Source organism: Roseobacter sp. AzwK-3b, from assembly GCF_000170875.1.
Lineage (GTDB): Bacteria > Pseudomonadota > Alphaproteobacteria > Rhodobacterales > Rhodobacteraceae > Roseovarius > Roseovarius litoreus.
On record NZ_ABCR01000001.1, the window covers coordinates 405203 to 425812 of the forward strand.

Annotated in this window: 16 protein-coding genes; 8 read left to right on the forward strand and 8 right to left on the reverse strand. The window is 61.1% G+C overall.

The window, feature by feature from the left end:
- The first annotated feature begins 14 nt into the window (after positions 1 to 14).
- The 6 genes from purH (at position 15) to RAZWK3B_RS01800 (ending at position 6584) form a co-directional block, all read left to right on the forward strand.
- Positions 15 to 1604, forward strand: coding sequence for a bifunctional phosphoribosylaminoimidazolecarboxamide formyltransferase/IMP cyclohydrolase (gene purH / locus RAZWK3B_RS01775; protein WP_007811664.1), 1590 nt, complete (start codon positions 15 to 17; stop codon positions 1602 to 1604).
- Between the two features lie 11 nt (positions 1605 to 1615).
- The gene (gene lspA, locus RAZWK3B_RS01780) at positions 1616 to 2089 is read left to right on the forward strand and encodes a signal peptidase II (protein ID WP_007811665.1); all 474 of its coding nucleotides are present in this window, start codon (positions 1616 to 1618) and stop codon (positions 2087 to 2089) included.
- 52 nt (positions 2090 to 2141) lie between these two features.
- On the forward strand, positions 2142 to 2669 hold the full coding sequence (locus RAZWK3B_RS01785) for a DUF3035 domain-containing protein (RefSeq protein WP_007811667.1): 528 nt from the start codon (positions 2142 to 2144) through the stop codon (positions 2667 to 2669).
- Between the two features lie 91 nt (positions 2670 to 2760).
- Positions 2761 to 4092: a M16 family metallopeptidase gene (locus RAZWK3B_RS01790; protein ID WP_007811669.1), complete on the forward strand. Its 1332-nt coding sequence runs from the start codon at positions 2761 to 2763 to the stop codon at positions 4090 to 4092.
- Positions 4089 to 5402 carry a M16 family metallopeptidase gene (locus RAZWK3B_RS01795; RefSeq protein ID WP_050774152.1) on the forward strand — a complete coding sequence of 438 codons (1314 nt, stop codon included), beginning with the start codon at positions 4089 to 4091 and terminating at the stop codon, positions 5400 to 5402. Before RAZWK3B_RS01790 ends, RAZWK3B_RS01795 begins: the two co-directional genes overlap by 4 nt.
- Before the next feature lie 171 nt (positions 5403 to 5573).
- On the forward strand, positions 5574 to 6584 hold the full coding sequence (locus RAZWK3B_RS01800) for an alcohol dehydrogenase catalytic domain-containing protein (protein WP_157132137.1): 1011 nt from the start codon (positions 5574 to 5576) through the stop codon (positions 6582 to 6584).
- 6 nt (positions 6585 to 6590) lie between these two features.
- On the opposite strand, the gene RAZWK3B_RS01805 is transcribed toward RAZWK3B_RS01800, so the two are convergent.
- Entirely contained in the window at positions 6591 to 7454 is an 864-nt protein-coding gene (locus RAZWK3B_RS01805; protein WP_007811676.1) for a LysR family transcriptional regulator, read from the reverse strand.
- A 94-nt stretch (positions 7455 to 7548) separates the two neighbouring features.
- Here RAZWK3B_RS01805 and RAZWK3B_RS01810 point away from each other — a divergent pair, with 94 nt between their 5' ends.
- Positions 7549 to 9099: a proton-conducting transporter transmembrane domain-containing protein gene (locus tag RAZWK3B_RS01810; RefSeq protein WP_007811678.1), complete on the forward strand. Its 1551-nt coding sequence runs from the start codon at positions 7549 to 7551 to the stop codon at positions 9097 to 9099.
- 3 nt (positions 9100 to 9102) lie between these two features.
- The gene (locus tag RAZWK3B_RS01815; protein ID WP_007811681.1) at positions 9103 to 11475 is read left to right on the forward strand and encodes a YbcC family protein; all 2373 of its coding nucleotides are present in this window, start codon (positions 9103 to 9105) and stop codon (positions 11473 to 11475) included.
- Positions 11476 to 11572: 97 nt separating this feature from the next.
- Here RAZWK3B_RS01815 and gyrB read toward each other — a convergent pair whose 3' ends face one another.
- From gyrB to RAZWK3B_RS01850, 7 genes are all read right to left on the reverse strand, one after another.
- The gene (gyrB, locus tag RAZWK3B_RS01820) at positions 11573 to 13990 is read right to left on the reverse strand and encodes a DNA topoisomerase (ATP-hydrolyzing) subunit B (RefSeq protein WP_007811683.1); all 2418 of its coding nucleotides are present in this window, start codon (positions 13988 to 13990) and stop codon (positions 11573 to 11575) included.
- Between the two features lie 184 nt (positions 13991 to 14174).
- Positions 14175 to 14795 carry a LysE family translocator gene (locus tag RAZWK3B_RS01825; protein ID WP_007811685.1) on the reverse strand — a complete coding sequence of 207 codons (621 nt, stop codon included), beginning with the start codon at positions 14793 to 14795 and terminating at the stop codon, positions 14175 to 14177.
- Positions 14796 to 14901: 106 nt separating this feature from the next.
- A complete protein-coding gene (gene recF, locus RAZWK3B_RS01830; RefSeq protein ID WP_007811687.1) occupies positions 14902 to 16014 on the reverse strand; it encodes a DNA replication/repair protein RecF in 1113 nt (370 codons plus the stop codon).
- 85 nt (positions 16015 to 16099) lie between these two features.
- A complete protein-coding gene (gene dnaN / locus RAZWK3B_RS01835) occupies positions 16100 to 17218 on the reverse strand; it encodes a DNA polymerase III subunit beta (protein WP_007811689.1) in 1119 nt (372 codons plus the stop codon).
- A gap of 166 nt (positions 17219 to 17384) precedes the next feature.
- Positions 17385 to 18806, reverse strand: coding sequence for a chromosomal replication initiator protein DnaA (gene dnaA / locus RAZWK3B_RS01840; protein ID WP_007811692.1), 1422 nt, complete (start codon positions 18804 to 18806; stop codon positions 17385 to 17387).
- Between the two features lie 477 nt (positions 18807 to 19283).
- Entirely contained in the window at positions 19284 to 19547 is a 264-nt protein-coding gene (rpsT, locus tag RAZWK3B_RS01845; protein WP_007811694.1) for a 30S ribosomal protein S20, read from the reverse strand.
- Positions 19548 to 19817: 270 nt separating this feature from the next.
- Positions 19818 to 20594 carry an enoyl-CoA hydratase gene (locus RAZWK3B_RS01850; protein ID WP_007811695.1) on the reverse strand — a complete coding sequence of 259 codons (777 nt, stop codon included), beginning with the start codon at positions 20592 to 20594 and terminating at the stop codon, positions 19818 to 19820.
- Positions 20595 to 20610 lie beyond the last annotated feature (16 nt).

The window sequence follows — 20610 nt, forward strand, 5'->3', positions numbered from 1 at the left end:
AGGATCCGCTGCCCATGACCGATCTCGCCCCCGTGCGCCGAGCCCTTCTTTCCGTTTCCGACAAGACCGGACTGGTCGAACTGGGACAGGCCCTTGCCGATCGGGGGGTCGAGCTTTTGTCCACCGGCGGCAGCGCCAAGACCCTGCGCGAGGCCGGTCTGACTGTTCGGGATGTGGCAGATGTCACCGGCTTCCCCGAGATGATGGACGGGCGCGTGAAGACCCTGCATCCCGGCGTGCATGGCGGGCTTCTGGCCCTGCGCGACAACGATCAGCACATGGCCGCGATGACCGCACATGGCATCCAGCCCATCGATCTGTTGGTGGTCAATCTCTACCCCTTCGAAGAGACCGTGGCCAAGGGCGCCGATTATGCCACCTGCATCGAGAATATCGACATCGGCGGTCCTGCCATGATCCGTGCCGCCGCCAAGAACCACGCATTCGTCAATGTCATCGTGGATGTCGAGGATTATCAACCGCTTCTCGACGAACTTGCCGCCAATGACGGGCAGACAAGCTATGCGTTCCGACAGCGCCTTGCGCTCACCGCCTATGCGCGCACCGGGGCCTATGATGCGGCGGTCTCCACCTGGATGGCGGATGCCTTGGACGAGCAAGCGCCGCGGCGTCGCGCCGTCGCGGGCAAGCTTGCACAAACCCTGCGCTATGGCGAAAACCCACATCAGCGCGCTGCCTTCTACGTGGATGGCAGCAACCGCCCCGGCGTGGCCACCGCCACCCAGCATCAGGGCAAGGAACTGAGCTACAACAACATCAACGACACCGATGCCGCCTTCGAGCTGGTCAGCGAGTTTCTTCCCAAGGACGGTCCGGCCTGCGCGATCATCAAGCACGCCAATCCCTGCGGCGTGGCCCGCGGCGCGACGTTGAAAGAGGCCTATGCCCGCGCCTTCGACTGCGACCGCACATCGGCTTTCGGCGGGATCATCGCGCTGAACATGACGCTGGATCGTGAAACCGCCGAGGAAATCTGCCAGATCTTCACCGAGGTGGTGATCGCGCCCGGCGCCCATCAGGAGGCTCGGGACGTCTTTGCCAGCAAGAAGAACCTGCGCCTTCTGACGACGCCGGGTCTGGCCAATCCCTCCGAGGCGGGTCTGATGCTGCGGCAGGTCTCGGGTGGATATCTGGTGCAGGACAAGGACAATGGCCGCTTGCAGGAAAGCGAGCTGAAGGTCGTGACCAAGCGCGCGCCGACTGATCGCGAAATGGCCGATATGCTGTTTGCCTGGCGCGTCGCCAAGCATGTGAAATCCAATGCCATCGTCTATGTTCGTGACGGGGCCACCGTCGGCGTCGGCGCCGGACAGATGAGCCGTGTAGACAGTTGCCGTATCGCCGCCCGCAAGGCCGAGGACATGGCCGCGACACTGGGTCTCGACGCCCCGTTGACCCAAGGCAGCGTCGTGGCCTCCGATGCGTTCTTCCCGTTTGCCGACGGCCTCCTGACCGCTGCCGAAGCCGGCGCCACAGCCGTGATCCAGCCCGGTGGCTCGATGCGCGACGACGAGGTGATCGCCGCCGCCGACGAGGCCGGGCTTGCCATGGTCATGACCGGCATGCGCCATTTCCGGCATTAAGGGGACAGGTTATGCGTTTGGTGTTCTGGGTTGCGATCTTCATCTTCATCCTGGATCAGGTGACCAAGTATTGGATCGTGCATGGTCTCGACCTTGCGCGCCTTGGTGCGATCGACGTGTTTCCGCCCTACCTGAATTTGCGCATGGCGTGGAATTACGGGATCAATTTCGGTCTGCTGTCACAGGACAGTCCGACAACCCGTTGGGCGCTGATCCTTGTGGCGCTGTTCATTTCAGGCGGAGTCCTGTGGTGGGTCCATCGGGAGCCGGGTGGTCGCTGGCAGGCGATCTCGGCCGGACTGCTCGTGGGCGGCGCAATCGGGAATGTGATCGACAGGATCATTTATGGCGCGGTGGCGGACTTCCTGAACATGTCCTGCTGCGGGCTCAACAATCCCTATGCTTTCAATGTTGCCGACATTTCGGTTTTTGCCGGTGCGATCGGGCTGGTTCTGTTCACGCCGTCCGAGAAAAACGCCTCGTGACCTCGGGCTCAGGATACGATACATCTGTCGGCGACATCCAAGGAGACTGGCAATGATCTTGCCGCGCTGCACTGTAATGATCGTCACACTGGGTCTGTTGACCGCCTGCGGCAACCGCGGCGAAGACGTGACGCTGACCCGGATCACGAATACCGGGGACGGGCCTGACGAGTTTTCGATCTTGCCCTCGAAACCCCTGCAGACACCCGAAAGCTACTCGGCGCTTCCCGCGCCCACGCCGGGCGCACGGAACCTGACCGATCAGGATCCCAAGGCTGACGGCGTGGCCGCACTTGGTGGAAACCCGGCGGCATTGGCTGTCACCACACCTGCAGCGTCGGATGCCGGATTGCTGCGCTATGCCTCGCGCAACGGGACACAACCGGCCATTCGTGAAACGCTGGCGGCGGAAGACGCCGATATCCGGCGCAGCTATGGGCGTGTGAATGTTCTGCGCATCGGTCCCCGAGACAATTATGCCGACGCCTACAAGGATCAGTGGCTGGATTCCCACGCCGAAGAAGAACGCCTACGCCGCAGCGGCATAGATACACCGAGCGCGCCGCCGAAAGAGGACTGACGCAGCCGCTCACATCCGCGTCAAGACGCTTGATTCGCCGTCGCGGCACCGTATCTACTGCGCGACACCTGCAGGGAAACGGAGACGCTCTATGCGCCAGTTGATTGCCAGTTTGAGTCTTATGGTTGCGACCGCACTCCCGGTGGCAGCCGCGGATCAGGTCACCTCCTTCACGCTGGATAACGGCATGGATGTGGTTGTGATCGAAGACCATCGCGCGCCGGTCGTCGTGCATATGGTCTGGTATCGTGCCGGCTCTTCGGATGAGCCGCCCGGATCATCGGGCATCGCGCATTATCTCGAACACCTGCTGTTCAAGGGCACGGATTCGCTGGAGCCGGGCGAGTTTTCGGCGACTGTGGCAAAGAACGGCGGCTCGGATAACGCGTTCACCAGCTATGATTACACCGCGTACTTTCAGAGGGTCGCCGCTGATCGGCTTGGGCTGATGATGCAGATGGAAAGCGACCGCATGGTTAACCTGCGTCTGACCGAAGAGGATATCGCGACGGAATTGAACGTCATCATCGAAGAGCGCAACCAGAGAGTCGAAAACAATCCCGCCGGTCTGTTCCGCGAGCAAAAAAGCGCGTTGCAATATCTCAACCATCCTTATGGCGATCCGATCATCGGATGGCAGCACGAGATGTCCAATCTCGGGATGGAGGATGCTCTGGACTTCTACAAGACCTATTACGCACCAAACAATGCCGTCCTGATCGTCGCCGGAGACGTGGAGCCCAACGAGGTGCGCGCGCTTGCCGAAACGCATTACGGCAAGATCCCGGCAAATCCCGACCTCCCCGAGCGGAGCCGCCCGCAGGAACCCCGGCAAATGGCCGAGCGCAGGATGATCTTCGAAGATCCGCGTGTGGCGCAGCCCTATGTCACCCGATCCTATCTTGCGCCCGAACGCGACAGCGGCGAGCAGGAAAAAGCGGCGGCGCTCACGCTTCTTGCAGAAATCCTCGGGGGCGGAACGACGTCGCTCATGGCGGAAAAGCTGCAGTTCGAAACGCAGCGGGCGGTCAATACTGCAGCATATTACTGGGGTACGTCACTGGACGACACGACCTTCACGATGGTCGTAGTCCCGGCGCCCGGTGTGACCTTGCAGCAGGCCGAGGATGCGATGGACGAAGTGATCGTCAGCTTCCTCGAAACCGGCGTCGATCCCGAACAGCTGGAGCGGATCAAGATGCAGGTCCGCGCCTCGCAGATCTACGCACGTGACGATGTCGGCCAGCTGGCCAATCGCTATGGTCGCGCACTGACCCAAGGACTGACCGTCGAGGATGTCCAGGCTTGGCCGGATATCCTGCAGGCGGTGACCCCTGAGCAGATCGTCGAGGCAGCACACGAGGTGTTCGACCGCGACAAGTCGGTAACCGGATGGCTGAAAGCACCCGAGGTGACCCAATGATGCGTTTTGTTTTTGCCTTCGCCGCTTTTTTTGCGGCTATGCCCGCATGGGCGACCATCGAGATCGAGGAAGTGACGACCCCTGGCGGCATCGACGCCTGGCTGGTCGAGGATCATTCCATTCCCTTCGTCGCGCTTGAATTGCGGTTCAGAGGCGGCGCGTCACTGGACCCCGAAGGCAAGCGCGGTGTTACAAATCTCATGGTCGGTCTTCTGGAGGAAGGCGCAGGAGACATGGATTCCCGCGCCTTTGCCCGCGCGACCGAAGCGCTTGCCGCGTCCTTCAGATATGACGTTTCGGACGACACCTTGAGCGTTTCGGCGCGATTTCTGACCGAAAATCGGGATCAGGCTATGACTTTGCTACGCAAGAGCCTTGTGAATCCGCGGTTCGATCAGGACGCCATCGACCGTGTCCGCGAGCAGGTGAATTCCGGCATCAGGTCGAGCGCAAAAGACCCTCAGGACATCGCCAGCACGGCCTTCGATGCGCTTGTTTTTGGCGACCATCCCTATGGAAGCTCGCTTTCCGGGACGTTGGAGAGCGTGGCCAGCCTGACCCGTGAGGATATCGTTGCCGCCCATCAGGCATCCATGACCCGCGACCGGCTTTATGTCAGCGCGGTTGGTGACATCACCCGCGACGAGCTTGTTGCCTTGCTCGACGGTCTGCTTCTCGATCTGCCGGCAGAGGGCGCGCCGTTGCCGGGGGTTGCCGACCTCAACCTGCCCGGCGGCATTCAGGTTGTCGAATTCGAGACGCCTCAGGCGGTCGCCGTTTTCGCGCAACCCGGTATAGATCAGGAACATCCCGATTTCTTTCCCGCGTTCGTGCTTAACCACATTCTTGGTGGAGGCTCGTTTGAAAGCCGGTTGATGCATGAAGTGCGCGAGAAACGCGGCCTGACGTATGGGATTTCGTCCTACCTCATGGATCGCGACAGCGCCGAGTTGTTGATGGGTGGCGTTGCATCCGCCAATGATCGGATCGCCGAGACGATTGACGTGATCCGTTCGGAATGGGCACGGATGCGCGATACCGGGGTTACCGCCGAAGAATTGGAAAACGCGAAGACCTTCCTGACCGGCGCCTATCCTTTGCGGTTCGATGGCAATGCCCCGATCGCGCGGATTGCCGTGAACATGCAGATGCAGGGCCTGTCCACAGATTACATCGCCAACCGGAACGACATGGTGAACGCGGTCACGCTGGATGACGTGAACCGGGTCGCCCAAGGGCTTCTGGACCCCTCGCGCCTGACTTTTGTGGTCGTGGGCCAACCGGCTGGCGTGACCTCTTCGATCAACTGACAGTCCGGGCCTTACGGCCCGGTCTGACGCAGTTCGGCGCCGATTTGGCGCAAGCCTCTGTTTTCAGACGCTCCCGGATCCCTATAATTCGCGGCATGGCTGTTGATCGTGGACAAGCGACGACATGACACGAGGACAAGGGAATATCGCGGGATGCTTCTGCCAGCGACGATGAAAGCCATGGTCCTTACGGGACATGGCGGACCGGAGAAATACGAGTGGCACGAGGACTGGCCCACACCCTTGCCCGGTCCGCGCGAAGTGGTTGTCAAGATCGGTGCCTGTGGCCTTAATGCGACCGATGTGAATACCCGAACCGGGTGGTATGGAAAGACCGGCTGGTCGGGCCGCCCGGTCCGGTTCCCTTTGATCCAAGGCGCTGATGCCGTCGGCACAATCGCAGCGGTCGGCGACAGGACAGACCCCAGCCTCATCGGCAAAAGGGTCATGATCGACGGTTGGCAGCGCGATTGGAAAGCGCCCGAGGACATGAACCGCGCGCTGTATTTCGGCAGCGAGTGTGACGGCGGGTTCGCCGAGTATGCACGGGTCGATCCGCGCAACATGATGATCGTGGACAGCCCGCTGAGTGACGCGGAACTGGCCACGTTCCAGTGCAGCTATACCACCGCCGAGGCCATGTTGGCGCGGGCCGATGTGGGTGCTGCGGATACGGTTCTGGTGCCGGGTGCCTCGGGCGGGGTTGGCAGCGCTTTGGTGCAGTTGGGCAAACGACGCGGAGCGCGTGTGATCGCACTTGCATCCGAAGAAAAACACCCGGAGCTCGGCGTTCTGGAGCCTGACCTGATCCTGCCCCGCGCGCCCGACGACCTGCGCTTGGCGCTTGGGAACGAAGCCGTAACGGTTATCGCCGATGTGGTCGCCGGTTCCTTGTGGCCCCAGTTGATCGGCGTGCTGGAACGCGGTGGGCGCTATGTCTGCTCGGGGGCGATCGCCGGGCCGGAGGTGACTTTGGACTTGCGGCAGGTCTATCTCCGGGATCTGACGCTTCTTGGATCGACGGTCATACCGGCCAATATTTTCGCAGATGTGGTCACATACATTGAACGCGGTGAGATCAAACCGCTTCTGGCCGAAACCTATGCGGTGCGCGATCTGGTCAAGGCCCAGGCCGCGTTCGAGGAAAAGCGCCATGTCGGCAAGATCGTGGTGATCCCCTGACGCGCATCAGCGCCCGATCAGGTCTTTCACCACCGGGTTGGGAAAGCTGCGATTGACCGTCACCGCATAGAAGCTTTCGACGATATCCAGATCGAACGGGGCCGCTTGCAGCAGACCGTTGGCGATCTCATCGGCCAAGACCACCGCAGGCGTGATGGCAAGGCCCGCATCCTCTCGGGCCAGAAGGCGGACCATAGCCATGTCATCCACCTCGGCGGCGATTTGCGCGGTCACACCCAAACGCGCGGTGAGGCTGTCAAATCCGGTCCTGATCGAACTTTCCGTGGGAAGGATCACCGGCTCGGACGCCAGAAGGGATCCTAGAGACGTGTGGTGCATCCGTCGGGCCGTTCCGTAGACCCCCACGCGTTGTTCTGAAATGCGGTGCGAGGTGAAGCCGGAAAAAGCGTCGCGTCCCGGCGGTTCGGTGGTCAACACCACATCCAAAGTCAGCGATTGCAGGGCTTCGAGAAGGACCGTCGCGCCACCGGATCGCAGAATGATATCAAGATCATCCCGCCCTATGATGGGGCGCAGAAATTCAAGCTGGAAGTTTCTCGAAAGTGTCGAAAGGGCACCAATCCGGATGGGCTGGCGCGCGGCGCCAGTGCGGTTGAGGGTGGCCACAAGCTCGTCACCTGCAGTGAAAATCCTGTCGGCATGATCCAGCGCGATCCGCCCCGCTTCAGTCAGGGCAAGCCCCCGCCCTTGCCGCTCGAACAGCTTGTGACCCATGCGCGCTTCAAGCTGCTTGATCTGGGTCGACAGCGCCGATTGCGACAGGTTCAGACGTTCGGCGGTACGGGTCAGGTTGCCGTCATGCGCCACGGCCCGGAAATACCTCAGGTGATGATAATTCAAATCTGCCATAGTTCTATTTTATCGAACGGTATTAGCTTTACAATGTATTTTTACTTATGCTGCAACGCAGCTAAACCGGCTGAAATCATTTCGGAGGTTTCTCATGTCGCTGCTTCCCTTTGTTGCCCCGCTCACACTTTTGATGGCCGCACTCGCGCTGTATCTCAGGCCCGCTTCGCGTGCGCATTGGTCCCTTCGCCTGCCTGAATGGGCGGCGCTGGTCGCTGTTGGTGTTGGCGTGGCAACAGGCTTCATGCTGTGGGCAAATGGCCCGGGCACAAGCCCAGTCATGGGGGTCGGCGGCGCCGGGCTTTCAGTGCGTACGGATATCGTGAGCGTCAGTATGGCGCTAACGGTTGCGTTTGTCGGCTGGGTGGTGCTTCGGTTCTCGCGCACGGCGCTTGACGGCGAGGCCCGGCACGGGCGTTTCATGATCGGCATGTCCGTCACCCTAGCCTGCGTTCTGCTTCTGGTGACATCGGGGAACCTTGTCCAACTGGTTGTTGCATGGGTGGCCGTGGGCGTGGGCCTGCATCGGTTGCTGCTATTCTATCCCGACCGCAAACAGGCGCAGCGCGCAGCAAGGAAGAAAACCGTTTGCGGCCTTATCGGAAGCGGCGCTTTGCTGGCCGCGGCAGGCATATTGATCCAAGGGTTTGGCACCGCCGATATCGCCACGATCACGGAAGCGGCCCGGTCGGGCAGCGTGCCCGGCACCATCTGGCTGGCGGCGGTGCTGTTGTCGGTTGCGGCGGTGTTCAAATCGGCGCTTATCCCGACACATGGTTGGCTGACCGAGGTCATGGAAGCCCCCACGCCGGTATCAGCCCTGCTTCATGCAGGTGTCGTCAATGCGGGCGGCTTCCTCTTGATCCGCTTTGCCGATGTCCTTCTGATGGCTCCTGGTGTTCTTGCGCTTCTGGCCCTGATTGGTGGCTTCAGCGCCCTGGTCGGTGCTGCGGTCGCGCTGACGCAACCGTCGGTCAAGACGGCACTGGCATGGTCCACCTGTGCACAGATGGGGTTCATGGTATTGCAGATCGGCCTCGCCCTGTTTCCGCTGGCGCTGCTGCATATCGTGGCGCATTCGCTTTACAAGGCCCATGCCTTCCTCGCGTCAGGAGGTGCTGTCGAGCAGGTCGCGTCGATCCGCAGGCCCGGACCGGTCGCTGTTCCCGGGCTCAAGGCCGTGACCAAGGCTTTCGCGATCTCGCTGGCGATCTTCCTGTGTATCGGTGCAGGGTTCGTGATGTGGGAAAAACCGCCACAGGCTATCGCGCTTGGTGCAATCCTCATCTTCGGCGTGGCGTATCTCATTGCGCAGGGGCTTGCGGATGCAGCACCTCGGGCACTCACCTGGCGCACAGCCGTGATGTCGGGCTTTGCGACACTTGCCTATTTCGGCTTTCAAGCTGGCTCCACGGCCCTGTCTGCAGGAACGCTTCCACCGCCGCCGGTGCCTGACGGGCTGATCTGGGCAGTGATTGTTCTGGCGGTTGCAAGCTTTGGCCTTGCGGCCATCGCACAGGCCACCTTCCCGCTTTGGGCGGGTCATCCCGCCGCGACGGGCATGCGGGTTCACCTGATGAACGGTCTTTATCTCAATGCACTTAGCGACCGGATGGCCGGGCGTTGGGCTCCGAAGAAAGGATAAACCATGACGTTTCAGTATCTCAACTTTCCGGGTGCCACGCTTGAGTTGTTCAACGCTGCAAAAGGCGCAATCGGTCAAATTCCTCCAGCCTTTCCGCTGGATGCCACGGTCGCTGTGAACCCATTCCTCGGACAGCTGCACGAGTCGCGGGCGCTGACAGCCGCGCGGCTATCCAAAACGGCCGGAATTCGCATTTTCCCCGAGCGCAGCGACTATGCTGCGCGTATCGCAGATGGTCGGATCAAGGAGGGTCATCTTGCGGCTACGGCATCGAGCGCGGGCGTGTCGGTGGCCGATCTGCGGGACGCTGCCAAGCGGGCCACGCCGATCGATACCGCGCTTCCCACGGTTGCGGATCTTGTTGCGCAAGAGACAGGCATTGAATGGCCCGGCTTCGTTGCGGACAGGATCAGCCTTTGGGCGGCGGTGCATTTCGATGAAGGTCAGGCCCTTTGGCCTGCGCCCAAGGGCGGGGTATTCGCATCATGGCGCGCCTTTGCCAGCCGCGATCTCAGCACGGGTATCGCCGGGCTGCCCGGTTTTGCGGCGCATGTGGCTTCCATGCCCGATGATCCACGGATGGCGCTTGCTATGGCCTGCGAGAAACTGGACCTCGCGCCGCAATCCGCACCGCTCTATTTCCATCGGCTGCTGATGACCCTGGGTGGCTGGGCACAGCTTGCCCGCAGCAAAGGCTGGCTTGCTGAGCGGGACGGCACACGCAACGACAGTTGCTTTGATCTGCTGGCGGTGCGGCTGGTCTGGGACGCGGCCTTGCTTGAGGTTCATGACGACAAGGTCAAGGCCAAGTGGCACAAAACCCTTTCGGCTTATGCCGAAGACTTGGCGCCGAGCAAGGATCACATCCTTGACGCAGCCCTTCAAGATGCCGCGGACAGAGCCTCAGAAGATGCGCTGGCCACGACGCTCTGTGGAACCCCAAGCCCCGACGCTACCGAAGAACGGCCCGCAATTCAGGCCGCCTTCTGCATCGATGTCCGCTCCGAGGTGTTCCGGCGTGCGTTGGAGCAGTCCGGTCCAGAGGTCGAGACCATCGGTTTCGCAGGGTTCTTCGGGTTGCCCGTGGCGCATCGGGCAAAGGCTTCGGACATCGTCGAAATGCGAGCGCCTGTTCTACTGAATGCCGGTTTGGAGTCTGTGTCTTCGGGTGATCCTGATGCGGATTGGGCCGAAAGGCTTCATCGCCGGGCGGTGCGCGCCTGGGGCCGCTTCAAGATGGCGGCAGTGTCGGCTTTTGCCTTCGTCGAAGCGGCCGGCCCACTCTATGTGGCCAAGCTTGTCAAGGATTCCCGGTCGCATGTGAAGGCGGTCAGCTATGGCGATGCGCCGAGTGTGGATCTGCCTGACGAGGCACGGATCGCCGCCGGAGAACAGGTGCTAAGGGCGATGTCGTTGACCGAGGGCTTTGCACGGGTGGTTCTGATTGCCGGACACGGCTCGTCGGTCACGAACGCACCACATGCCAGCGCCCTACAATGCGGCGCTTGCGGTGGACATGCAGGCGATGTGAACGCAAGGCTTTTGGCGGCGCTGTTGAACGATCCGGTTGTCCGCGGAGGTCTGGTCGGCAAGGGGATCGAGATCCCCGAGGATACCGTCTTTATGGCCGGTCTGCACGATACGGTGTCCGATCATGTCACCTTGTTTCATGATCTTGCCATGCCCGAGCATGGCAAGGATATCGAGCGCCTCGAAGCGGTGCTGGCCAAGGCCGGCGCGGTTGCGCGGCTGGAACGCTCGGTGGTTCTGCCCCGGGCGAATGATGCCGAGCAGCTGGCGCTCCGGGGCGGCGATTGGTCGGATCTGCGGCCCGAATGGGGGCTTGCCGGATGTAGCGCGTTCATCGCGGCACCGCGGCATCGCAGTGTCGGGCGGGACCTTGGGGGGCGCAGCTTCCTGCACAGCTACGATTGGCATGCAGACAAGGGGTTTGGCACACTGGAACTGATCCTGACCGCGCCTGTGGTCGTGGCAAGCTGGATTTCGCTTCAGTATTACGGCTCATCGGTCGCACCCGAGGCCTTTGGGGCGGGCAACAAACTGATCCACAATGTCACCGGCGGCATCGGTGTGGTCGAGGGTAATGGCGGCCTGCTGCGTGCCGGCCTGCCGTGGCAGTCCGTGCATGATGGGGACAGCTTGCGGCACGAGCCCTTGCGGCTTCACGTGGTGCTGGAAGCCCCGACCGAGGCAATTTCCGCAGTACTGGACCGTAACCCCGATGTCAGGGCCCTGTTCGACAATGGCTGGCTTGCGCTGAGTGCCATGGACGATCAGGGCCAGATCGCGTGGCGCTATGACAGCGGGTCCTGGATACCGCAGATCAAGGAGGTCGAGCGGCTTTCGGTTGCTTGACCCCTGGCGCCTAAATCAACCGGGCCGGGCCTGCATCTTGCAGGGCCCGGCCCGGTTTCATCCGTTTGCATCGGTGCCGCTATGTCAGGACGTGGTGTCAGAAATCCAGGTTTTCGACATTCAGCGCGTTTTGCTGAATGAACTCGCGTCGAGGCTCCACCACGTCGCCCATAAGCTTGGTGAACAGATCATCCGCCTCTGCGACATCGTCGATTTTCACCTGCAGCAGCGTACGGGCGTCCGGATCCAGCGTGGTTTCCCACAGCTGACCCGGGTTCATTTCGCCCAAACCCTTGTAGCGTTGCAAGGTCAGACCTTTTTCACCTTCTTTCAGAATTGCATCCAGCAGGTCCAGAGGCCCGTAAATCGCTTGTTCGCGATCCTTGCGAACCAGCTTGGCCGGAAACTCATAGATTTCGCGCAGTGATGCAGTCAACTGGCCCAGTCTGCGCGCCTCGCCGCCCCTGAGGATGGGACCATTGAGCGTGCGAATTTCCTCGACACCGCGCAGGCTGCGGGTGAGGCGGATGCCATTATCCTGCGTCACGCGGCCTTGCCAGCCACGCTCGTATTCCAGAGCGATCAAATCCAGCCGTTTCGCAATCGCATCGGCCACCCCTTGCAGATCGGCATCGGCACGTCCGGGCATGAAGGCCTCGGTGATGGAGGCCTGCTCAAGGATGTGGCGAGGGTAATGGGTTGGAAACGCTTCAAGAATACGCTTTGTCTGACGGGCTTCCTCAACGATCCGAACCAGATCCTGCCCGACGATTTCCTCACCCGATCCAAGGCGCAGCATCGCATCATCCGTGCCCTGCTGAATCAGGTAATCCTCAAGCGCGGGTTCATCCTTGAGATACACTTCGGACTTACCGCGCATCACCTTGTAGAGGGGTGGTTGCGCGATATAGAGATACCCATTTTCAATAAGTTCCGGCATCTGGCGATAGAAAAACGTCAGCAAGAGCGTTCGGATATGCGCACCATCCACGTCAGCGTCGGTCATGATGACGATCTTGTGGTAGCGCAGTTTCGATATATTGAATTCATCCCGGCCAATCCCGGTTCCGAGGGCCACGACAAGATTACCAATCTCTTGGCTGCCCAGCATCCGGTCAAATCGTGCGCGCTCCACGTTCAGGATCTTGCCTCGTAGGGGAAGAACAGCCTGTGTCGAGCGATCCCGGCCAGTCTGGGCCGAGCCACCGGCGCTGTCGCCCTCGACAAGGAACAATTCGGTTTTCGACGGGTCTTTTTCGGAACAATCCTTGAGTTTTCCGGCAAGGTAATTCACGTCCATCGCCGTCTTGCGACGGGTCAGGTCACGGGCCTTGCGGGCCGCTTCGCGGGCCATTGCAGCCTCGATGATCTTGCCGACGATCTGCTTGGCTTCGTTGGGATTTTCTTCGAACCACTCGGTCAGCTTTTCGTAAACCAGCCCTTCGACCGCCGGTCGCACTTCGGAACTGACCAGCTTGTCTTTTGTCTGGCTTGAAAATTTTGGATCGGGCACCTTGACCGACAGCACACAGGTCAACCCTTCGCGGGCATCATCCCCTGTGAAGGTGACTTTTTCGCGCTTTGCGATGCCGCTTTCCTGAGCGTATTTCTGGATCGTCCGGGTCAACGCCCCGCGGAACCCCGCCATATGGGTGCCGCCATCACGCTGCGGAATGTTGTTGGTAAAGGGCAGAACCGTTTCGTGATAGCTGTCGTTCCACCACATCGCCACCTCGACACCGACACCGTCCTTTTCCCCGTTGATCGAGATCGGCTCAGCGATCATCGAGGTTTTGTGACGGTCCAGATATTTGACAAATTCCTGCACGCCGCCATCATAGTGCAGCTCAGTCACCAAAGGTTCGGCGGGGCGTTCATCACGCAGGATGATGCGCACACCGGAGTTCAGGAAGGCCAATTCCCGCAGGCGCTTTTCCAGCGTGTCAAAACTGTATTCGAGGTTCGAGAATGTCTCAGTCGATGCAAGGAAACGCACCTCGGTCCCTTTGCGGCCATTGGCGTCACCAACCACCCGCAGATGTTCGACCGTATCGCCGCCTTCGAAGCGCGCGTAGTGTTCCTTGCCATTGCGCCAGACCCGCAATTCCAGCCATTCGGACAGGGCGTTGACGACCGAGACACCGACGCCATGCAGACCGCCTGAAACCTTGTAGGAATTCTGGTCGAATTTACCACCGGCGTGAAGCTGGGTCATGATGACCTCGGCTGCGGAAACGCCTTCTTCTTCGTGGATTTCGACAGGGATTCCGCGGCCGTTGTCGCTGACGGAAATGCTGGAATCCGCGTGGATCGTGACATTGACCGCATCGGCGTGGCCGGCGAGGGCTTCGTCGATGCCGTTGTCGACGACTTCGTAGACCATGTGGTGGAGGCCGGAGCCGTCGTCGGTGTCGCCGATATACATGCCGGGGCGTTTGCGGACGGCCTCCAACCCCTTGAGAACCTTGATCGAATCGGCGCCATATTCGTCAGGCGACGGTACTGCTTCGGCCATCCGTATCATCCTTCGTACTTTTATGATTTTATACGATTTTATAGGGGGGATGTCACGCGTTTACCCCAATATTTTGTGGTTATGGGCGACAATTCGGGTCCGTGGAGGAAGGGCGAAAAACCGCATCGGTATCACGTCGGTATTACGTCGGTATCGTGTCGGTGCCGCGGGTGCGAAAAGCGGGTCAGGTGAAGACGATGAGGACACCGACGCCGATCAGAAGCCAGCCGGAAATGACATTCGTGCGACGGATCGCGGCGGGGGAATTCATCACCCGGCGGATGCGGTCCACGAACAGCGCCAGCGACAGGTTGCCCACGAGCGGCACGGCGAAGGACAAGAACACGATCGCGGCGATGTCGGGGGGCGTGATGCGCTGAAGATCGAAGAACCCCGGCAGCACGCCCATGTAGAACAGGATCGCCTTGGGATTGCCGAGGATCGCCGCCAGACCGGCCATGAACCCCGCCCATTTGCCGGGGCGGGTCAGGCGGCTGTCGGCGGCGATGGAGCGGTCGGCATTGCGGATCAAAAGCGCCCCCATGCCGACGAACATCAGGACCGCAAGCACCTGCAGCGCGATCATGAAGCCGGAAAACACCGACACGATCCATGTGACGCCGAGAATGGCCAGAAACGGCCAGAGCATATCGCCCACCACGACGCCAAGCGCCAAGGGCCATGCGGCATGAAAGCCCCCCGACATCGACCGCGCCAGCATCGCCAGCCACACCGGACCCGGCGTCAGGAACAGGATCAGCAGCGCACCGGCATAGAGCGCCAGATCGGACAGGCTCAGGGTCATGCAGGGGCCGTCCAGCCAAGCGCCGAGTGATACCAAGGCGCCCGCTCAAAATCATCGACACCAAGGGTGACGAGCGTCACGCGCTGAGGGGGCAGGACAGGGGATGTCACGGGGCGAGCCTTTCGTCGATCCGGCTGATGCCATCGGTTTCGGTCACTTCGATATATTGCGCGCGGTCGCCCAGGTCCGAGAACAGCTCTGGCCCGGTGCCCGTCATCCACGCCTGAGCGCCAAGCGCGCAGATTTCGTCATAGAGCGCCGCACGGCGACCGGCGTCAAGATGGGCTGCCACCTCATCGAGCAGCAAGAGCGGCGGTGCGCCGAAATCTCGGGCCAGCGCCCGGGCATTGGCCAGGATCAGCGAGACCAGAAGGGCCTTTTGCTCGCCGGTGGAACAATCGCGGGCGGGCACGCCCTTGGCGGCATAGACCCCGTAAAGATCGGCGCGGTGCGGCCCGATCAGGGTGCGGCCAGCGGCCAGATCGCGAAACCGGCTTTCGGCCAGCGCCTCGGCCAGATCGGCGGGGGTGTCCGGCATGTCGGCCTCGGTCGAGATCAGATCGAGGTCGGCGGCGGGAAAGGCTGTTTCAGCCTGAGCCTGCGCCTCGCGCAACTGATCGAGCGCATAGAGGCGATTGGCGTGGATCGCCGCGCCGGTTTCGGCCAATTGCCGTTCCAGAGCCACATACCAATGCGCATCACGCACCTGATCCTTGAGCAGGCGGTTGCGTTCGCGCATGGCTTTTTCATAAGTCAGCGAGATATCGGCATGATCGGGCCGGAAACTGAGCGTCATGCGATCGAGAAAGCGGCGGCGGCCTTCGGTGCCTTCGATCCAGAGCCGGTCCATGCTGGGCACCAGCCACAGCACACGCGCGATCCGGCCAAGGGCGGTTTGCGCAGCGGGCTTGCCATCGATCCGGGTCTGACGGGCGGCGCCTTCCTCGGACCACAGCTCGACCTCGTGCAGCTGATGCAGAGAGTGCAGGATACCGGTCACCTTCCAGCCAAGCGCCTCGGGGCGGCGGGCCATATCCTGCGCGGCCGCCCGACGAAGGCCGCGACCCGGAGAAAACAGCGACACCGCTTCGAGAATGTTGGTCTTGCCCGCGCCGTTGGGGCCGTAAATCGCCACGGGGCGCGCATCGACATCCAGCCTTGCGCCCTTGTGCGAGCGGAAATGCGAGAGCGTCAGTCTGGAGATGTGGAGAGATCCCATCGGCCCGATTACGTCCAGAGAACAAGAAAAAGGGACGGCAAAGCATCGCTTGCCGTCCCGTTATTCTGAAGCATGACAGCCAGGGTTAAACCCGCATCGGCATGACGACATAGACCGCACTGGTATCGTTGCCTTCGCGCATCAGGGTGGGGTCGCCCGACGAGTTGAACATGAACACGGCGTTTTCACGATCCACCTGGCTTGCGATTTCCAGCAGGTATTTGGCGTTGAAGCCGATTTCCAGACGTTCGTCGCCGTAAGCCACGGCAAGCTCTTCCTCGGCGGCGCCGCTGTCGGGAGCGTTGACCGACAGGATGAGGCGGTCTTCGTCCAGAGTCAGTTTCACGGCACGGGAGCGTTCGGAGCTGACGGTGGCCACACGGTCCACGGCCTTTGCGAATTCGGCGGCGTCCACTTCCATCTTGCGGGTGTTGCCCTGGGGAATGACGCGGGTGTAGTCGGGGAACGTGCCGTCGATCACCTTGGAGGTCAGGGTGATGTCGGGGGTCGCGAAGCGCACCTTGGTTTCCGAGACCGAGACGGCAATCTTCATGTCGTCATCTTCCAGAAGCTTACGCAGCTCGCCCACGGTTTTGCGGGGCACGATCACGCCGGGCATGTCCTCGGCGCCGATGGGCAGATCGGCGTCGATGCGGGCAAGACGGTGGCCATCGGTAGCCACGCAGCGCAGCACCTTGCCGCCTTCGGCATCGGCGACATGCATGTAGACACCGTTGAGGTAATAGCGGGTCTCTTCGGTGGAAATGGCGAATTTCGACTTGTCGAAAAGGCGAAGCAACACAGGCGCGGGGGCACTGAAATTGCTGGCATATTCCGACGACGCCATCACCGGAAAATCCTCTTTCGGGAGGGTGGCGAGGTTGAAGTTCGAGCGCCCCGCCTCGACGGTGAGGCGGCCCGTGGCGCTGTCATCGGTCAGGGTGACCAGCGCGCCATCGGGCAGCTTGCGAACGATCTCGTGGAGCATCACGGCGTTGACGGTGGTGGCGCCAGCGCGTTCGACCTTGGCGGGGGCCTTGTCGACCACCTCGATATCGAGATCGGTGGCGCGGAACTGCACGGTGTCGCCCTCGGCTTCGATGAGGACGTTGGCAAGGATCGGAATGGTGTTGCGCCGCTCGACGACGGATTGCGCCTGCGCTACGGCCTTGAGCAGCGTGCCGCGTTCAATGCTGAGTTTCATCCACTCGCTCCCTGCATAGGATACCGGCGTCACACCGGGAGGGGCACGTTAGCAAAATCCCCTTACGGCTCAAGCCTTTTGTTGACGTTTTCGGTGTTAATGGGGCACGGGTCAAGTGCGGCCCCGCGCAGGGGCGGGGCCGGTGTTGCCAAAGGGGCGCGGATGCCTAGCCTTCGAGAGTGCGGCGCAGAATTTCGAGGTCTTCGGCGATCTGCGCGTCCTGCATCTGCAACTCTTCGATCCGCTTGACGCCGTGCATGACGGTGGTGTGGTCGCGGCCACCGAAGCGCCGGCCGATTTCCGGCAGCGACCGGCTGGTCATCTGCTTGCACAGGTACATCGCCACCTGACGGGGCCGGGCGAAGGCGCGCAGGCGTTTGGGGCCGATCATCTCGCTGAGGCGGATGTTGTAGTGATCGGCCACCTGACGCTGGATTTCCTCGACGCTGACCTTGCGTTCGGAGGCGCGCAGGATGTCGGCAAGGCAATCCTGGGTCAGTTCGAGGGTGATCTCGTGACCGACCAGCGAGGCGAAGGCGAACAGCCGGGTCAGAGCCCCTTCGAGAACGCGGACATTGGTGCTGATCCGGTGGGCGAGGAACTCAAGCACGCCGTTGGACAGCTTGAGATCGGGATATTGGCGGGCGTAATGCTCGGATTTGGACTGCAGGATGCCGAGGCGCAATTCGTAATCGGTGGGGTGAAGATCGACCACCAGACCGCATTGCAGACGCGACTTGATGCGATCCTCGAGATTGGCGATCTCGCCGGGAGCACGGTCGCCGGAAATCACGATCTGCTTGTTCTGGTCCACGAGCGCGTTGAAGGTGTGGAAGAACTCCTCCTGCGTGCTTTCCTTGCCGGCGATGAACTGCACGTCATCGACCATGAGCACATCGACCGAGCGGAACAATTCCTTGAAATCCATCATCTTGCGGTCACGAAGCGCCTGCACGAAACGGTACATGAACTGCTCGGCCGAGAGGTAAAGCACCGTCAGCTCGGGGCTGCGCTGTTTCAGCTCCCAGGCGATGGCATGCATCAGGTGCGTCTTGCCGAGGCCGACGCCACCATAAAGAAAAAGCGGGTTGAAGGTGACCGGGCCGCCTTCGGCGACACGGCGCGCGGCGGCGTGGGCCAGCTCGTTGGGTTTGCCGACCACGAAACTGTCGAACGTGAATCTTTCATCAAGTGGTGCTGTGTTGAGGCGGATATCAGAGGCGGATTGCGGCTGACCGGCATCGGTCGTCACGCCGGACCGGGCGGCAGAGGCGGGCGCATCTGCAGCGCCGTCCACGTCCGGGCGCGCGCCTGCAGGGGACGCCATCGCGGGACGCGCCGCGGAATTGGCGGCGACACGGAACTGCACCCGGCGGATATCGGGCGCGAACGTGTTCATTTTGTAGAGAATGAGATCCCCGAAATTCTGGGACACGTAATTGCCAAGGAAGCTGGTCGGGACGCTGAAGGTGGCGACGCCTTCGTTGACATCCGCAAGCTCAAGAGGCTCGATCCAGTTGGTATAGTTGTTTTTACCAATCGATTTCAGAAGGTCCTGCTTTAATTGGCCCCATTGTTCCTGCGTCATTTTTCCCCCGTCTCGACATCGCGACATTTCTTGTGCGCCATAATGGCTCGCGACCCGAGAGGGGAATCAGGCAAAACACCACCGTGTCCACTGCAAGAAACTGCAACGGAAGAGCGGCCCTGACCGGACCCGTATATTCAAATAGACGCAACCTGCCGACTTCCGCGGGACAGTCCCATACCGCGTTTTCAGCATATGTTGCGCAAAGACTTGCCGGACATGACGCAGGCTTACACCTAACACGCGGGAGACATACACGATGTGTCCCCGAACCGCTGCGCCACTTGTCCCCCCAAGCTTGAATCGCTCAGGGAAACTACCAAGTCCGAAGGCGCGCGGGCAACTGAACTTCGCGCTTGACAGAAGGTTTGGGCCAAAAGAATCTCCGGACCGTTCGCGAAAGCCACAAACGCAAAAAAGCGCCGGATTGACCGGCGCCTTTTGTATCAATGATTTAGCGATGTGGCGCGCGGCGCCTTAGCCGAGCGACTTCACGCGGGCGGAAAGACGCGACATTTTCCGCGACGCGGTGTTCTTGTGGAACACACCCTTGGTCACACCGCGCATCAGTTCGGGCTGAGCCGCGCGCAGGGCGGCTTGGGCGGCTTCTTTGTCGCCCGAAGCGATCGCTTCTTCGACCTTGCGGAGGAAGGTGCGGATGCGCGAACGGCGTCCTTTGTTGACGGTCAGGCGAGTTTCGCTTTGACGAGCGCGTTTTTTGGACTGGGGCGTATTTGCCATTTTGAATCGGACCTCTGTCAGGTTTTCATTGTCTCTGTAGCGCGGAGGCAACCCGAACGGGCGACGTATCAACCGGAGGTGATTCTGGCCAGAGCGGGCCGCACGCGCATGTATGACGCTGGCCTATAGCCAAGTTCGACAAGATTGCAAAGCCGAAACTGAGCGGACGAGTTTGAAACCGGCGGGCAGCGTCGCGGCATTGGGCCATGATCGGGGAGCCAAGATCGGGCGCCGGAGCAAGGCCGCGCGAACGGCCTTGCCCAATTGATATCACTTGTCGCGGAACTGAGGCTCGCGCTTTTCGACAAATGCGGCCATGCCTTCGGCCTGATCCTCGGTTGCAAAGAGCGAGTGAAAGACACGGCGTTCAAACAACAGGCCTTCGCGCAGGGTCGTTTCATAGGAACGGTTCACCGATTCCTTGACCGCCATGACTGTGATCATCGACTTCTCGGCGATCTTGTCGGCGGCGCTGCGCGCCTCTTCCATCAACTTCTTGACGGGCACGACGCGGCTGACCAGCCCGGAGCGCTCGGCCTCTTCGGCATCCATGAAACGGCCCGTCAGGTTCATGTCCATCGCCTTGGACTTGCCGATGAAGCGGGTCAGACGCTGGCTTCCGCCAAGGCCCGCCATGACGCCGAGATTGATCTCGGGCTGGCCGAATTTCGCGGTGTCGGACGCGATGATGAAATCGCACATCATCGCCAGCTCGCAGCCGCCGCCGAGCGCATAGCCCGAAACTGCCGCAATGATGGGTTTGCGCACGCGCATGATCGCATCGCTTTCCGGACCGAACAGGTCTTCGGAAAACACATCGACGAAGGTCTTCTCGTTCATCATCTTGATATCGGCGCCGGCGGCAAAGGCCTTGTCCGAACCAGTCAGGATGATGCAGCGCACCTTGTCATTCGCCTGCGCGTCCTTGAGGGCCGTGCACAGCTCGGTCATCAGCTGCGCATTGAGCGCGTTCAGGGCGTCGGGGCGATTGAGTTTGATGAGGGCGACGTGGTCTTCTATTTCGACGATGATCGTCTCATAGGCCATGAAATCTGCTTTCGCT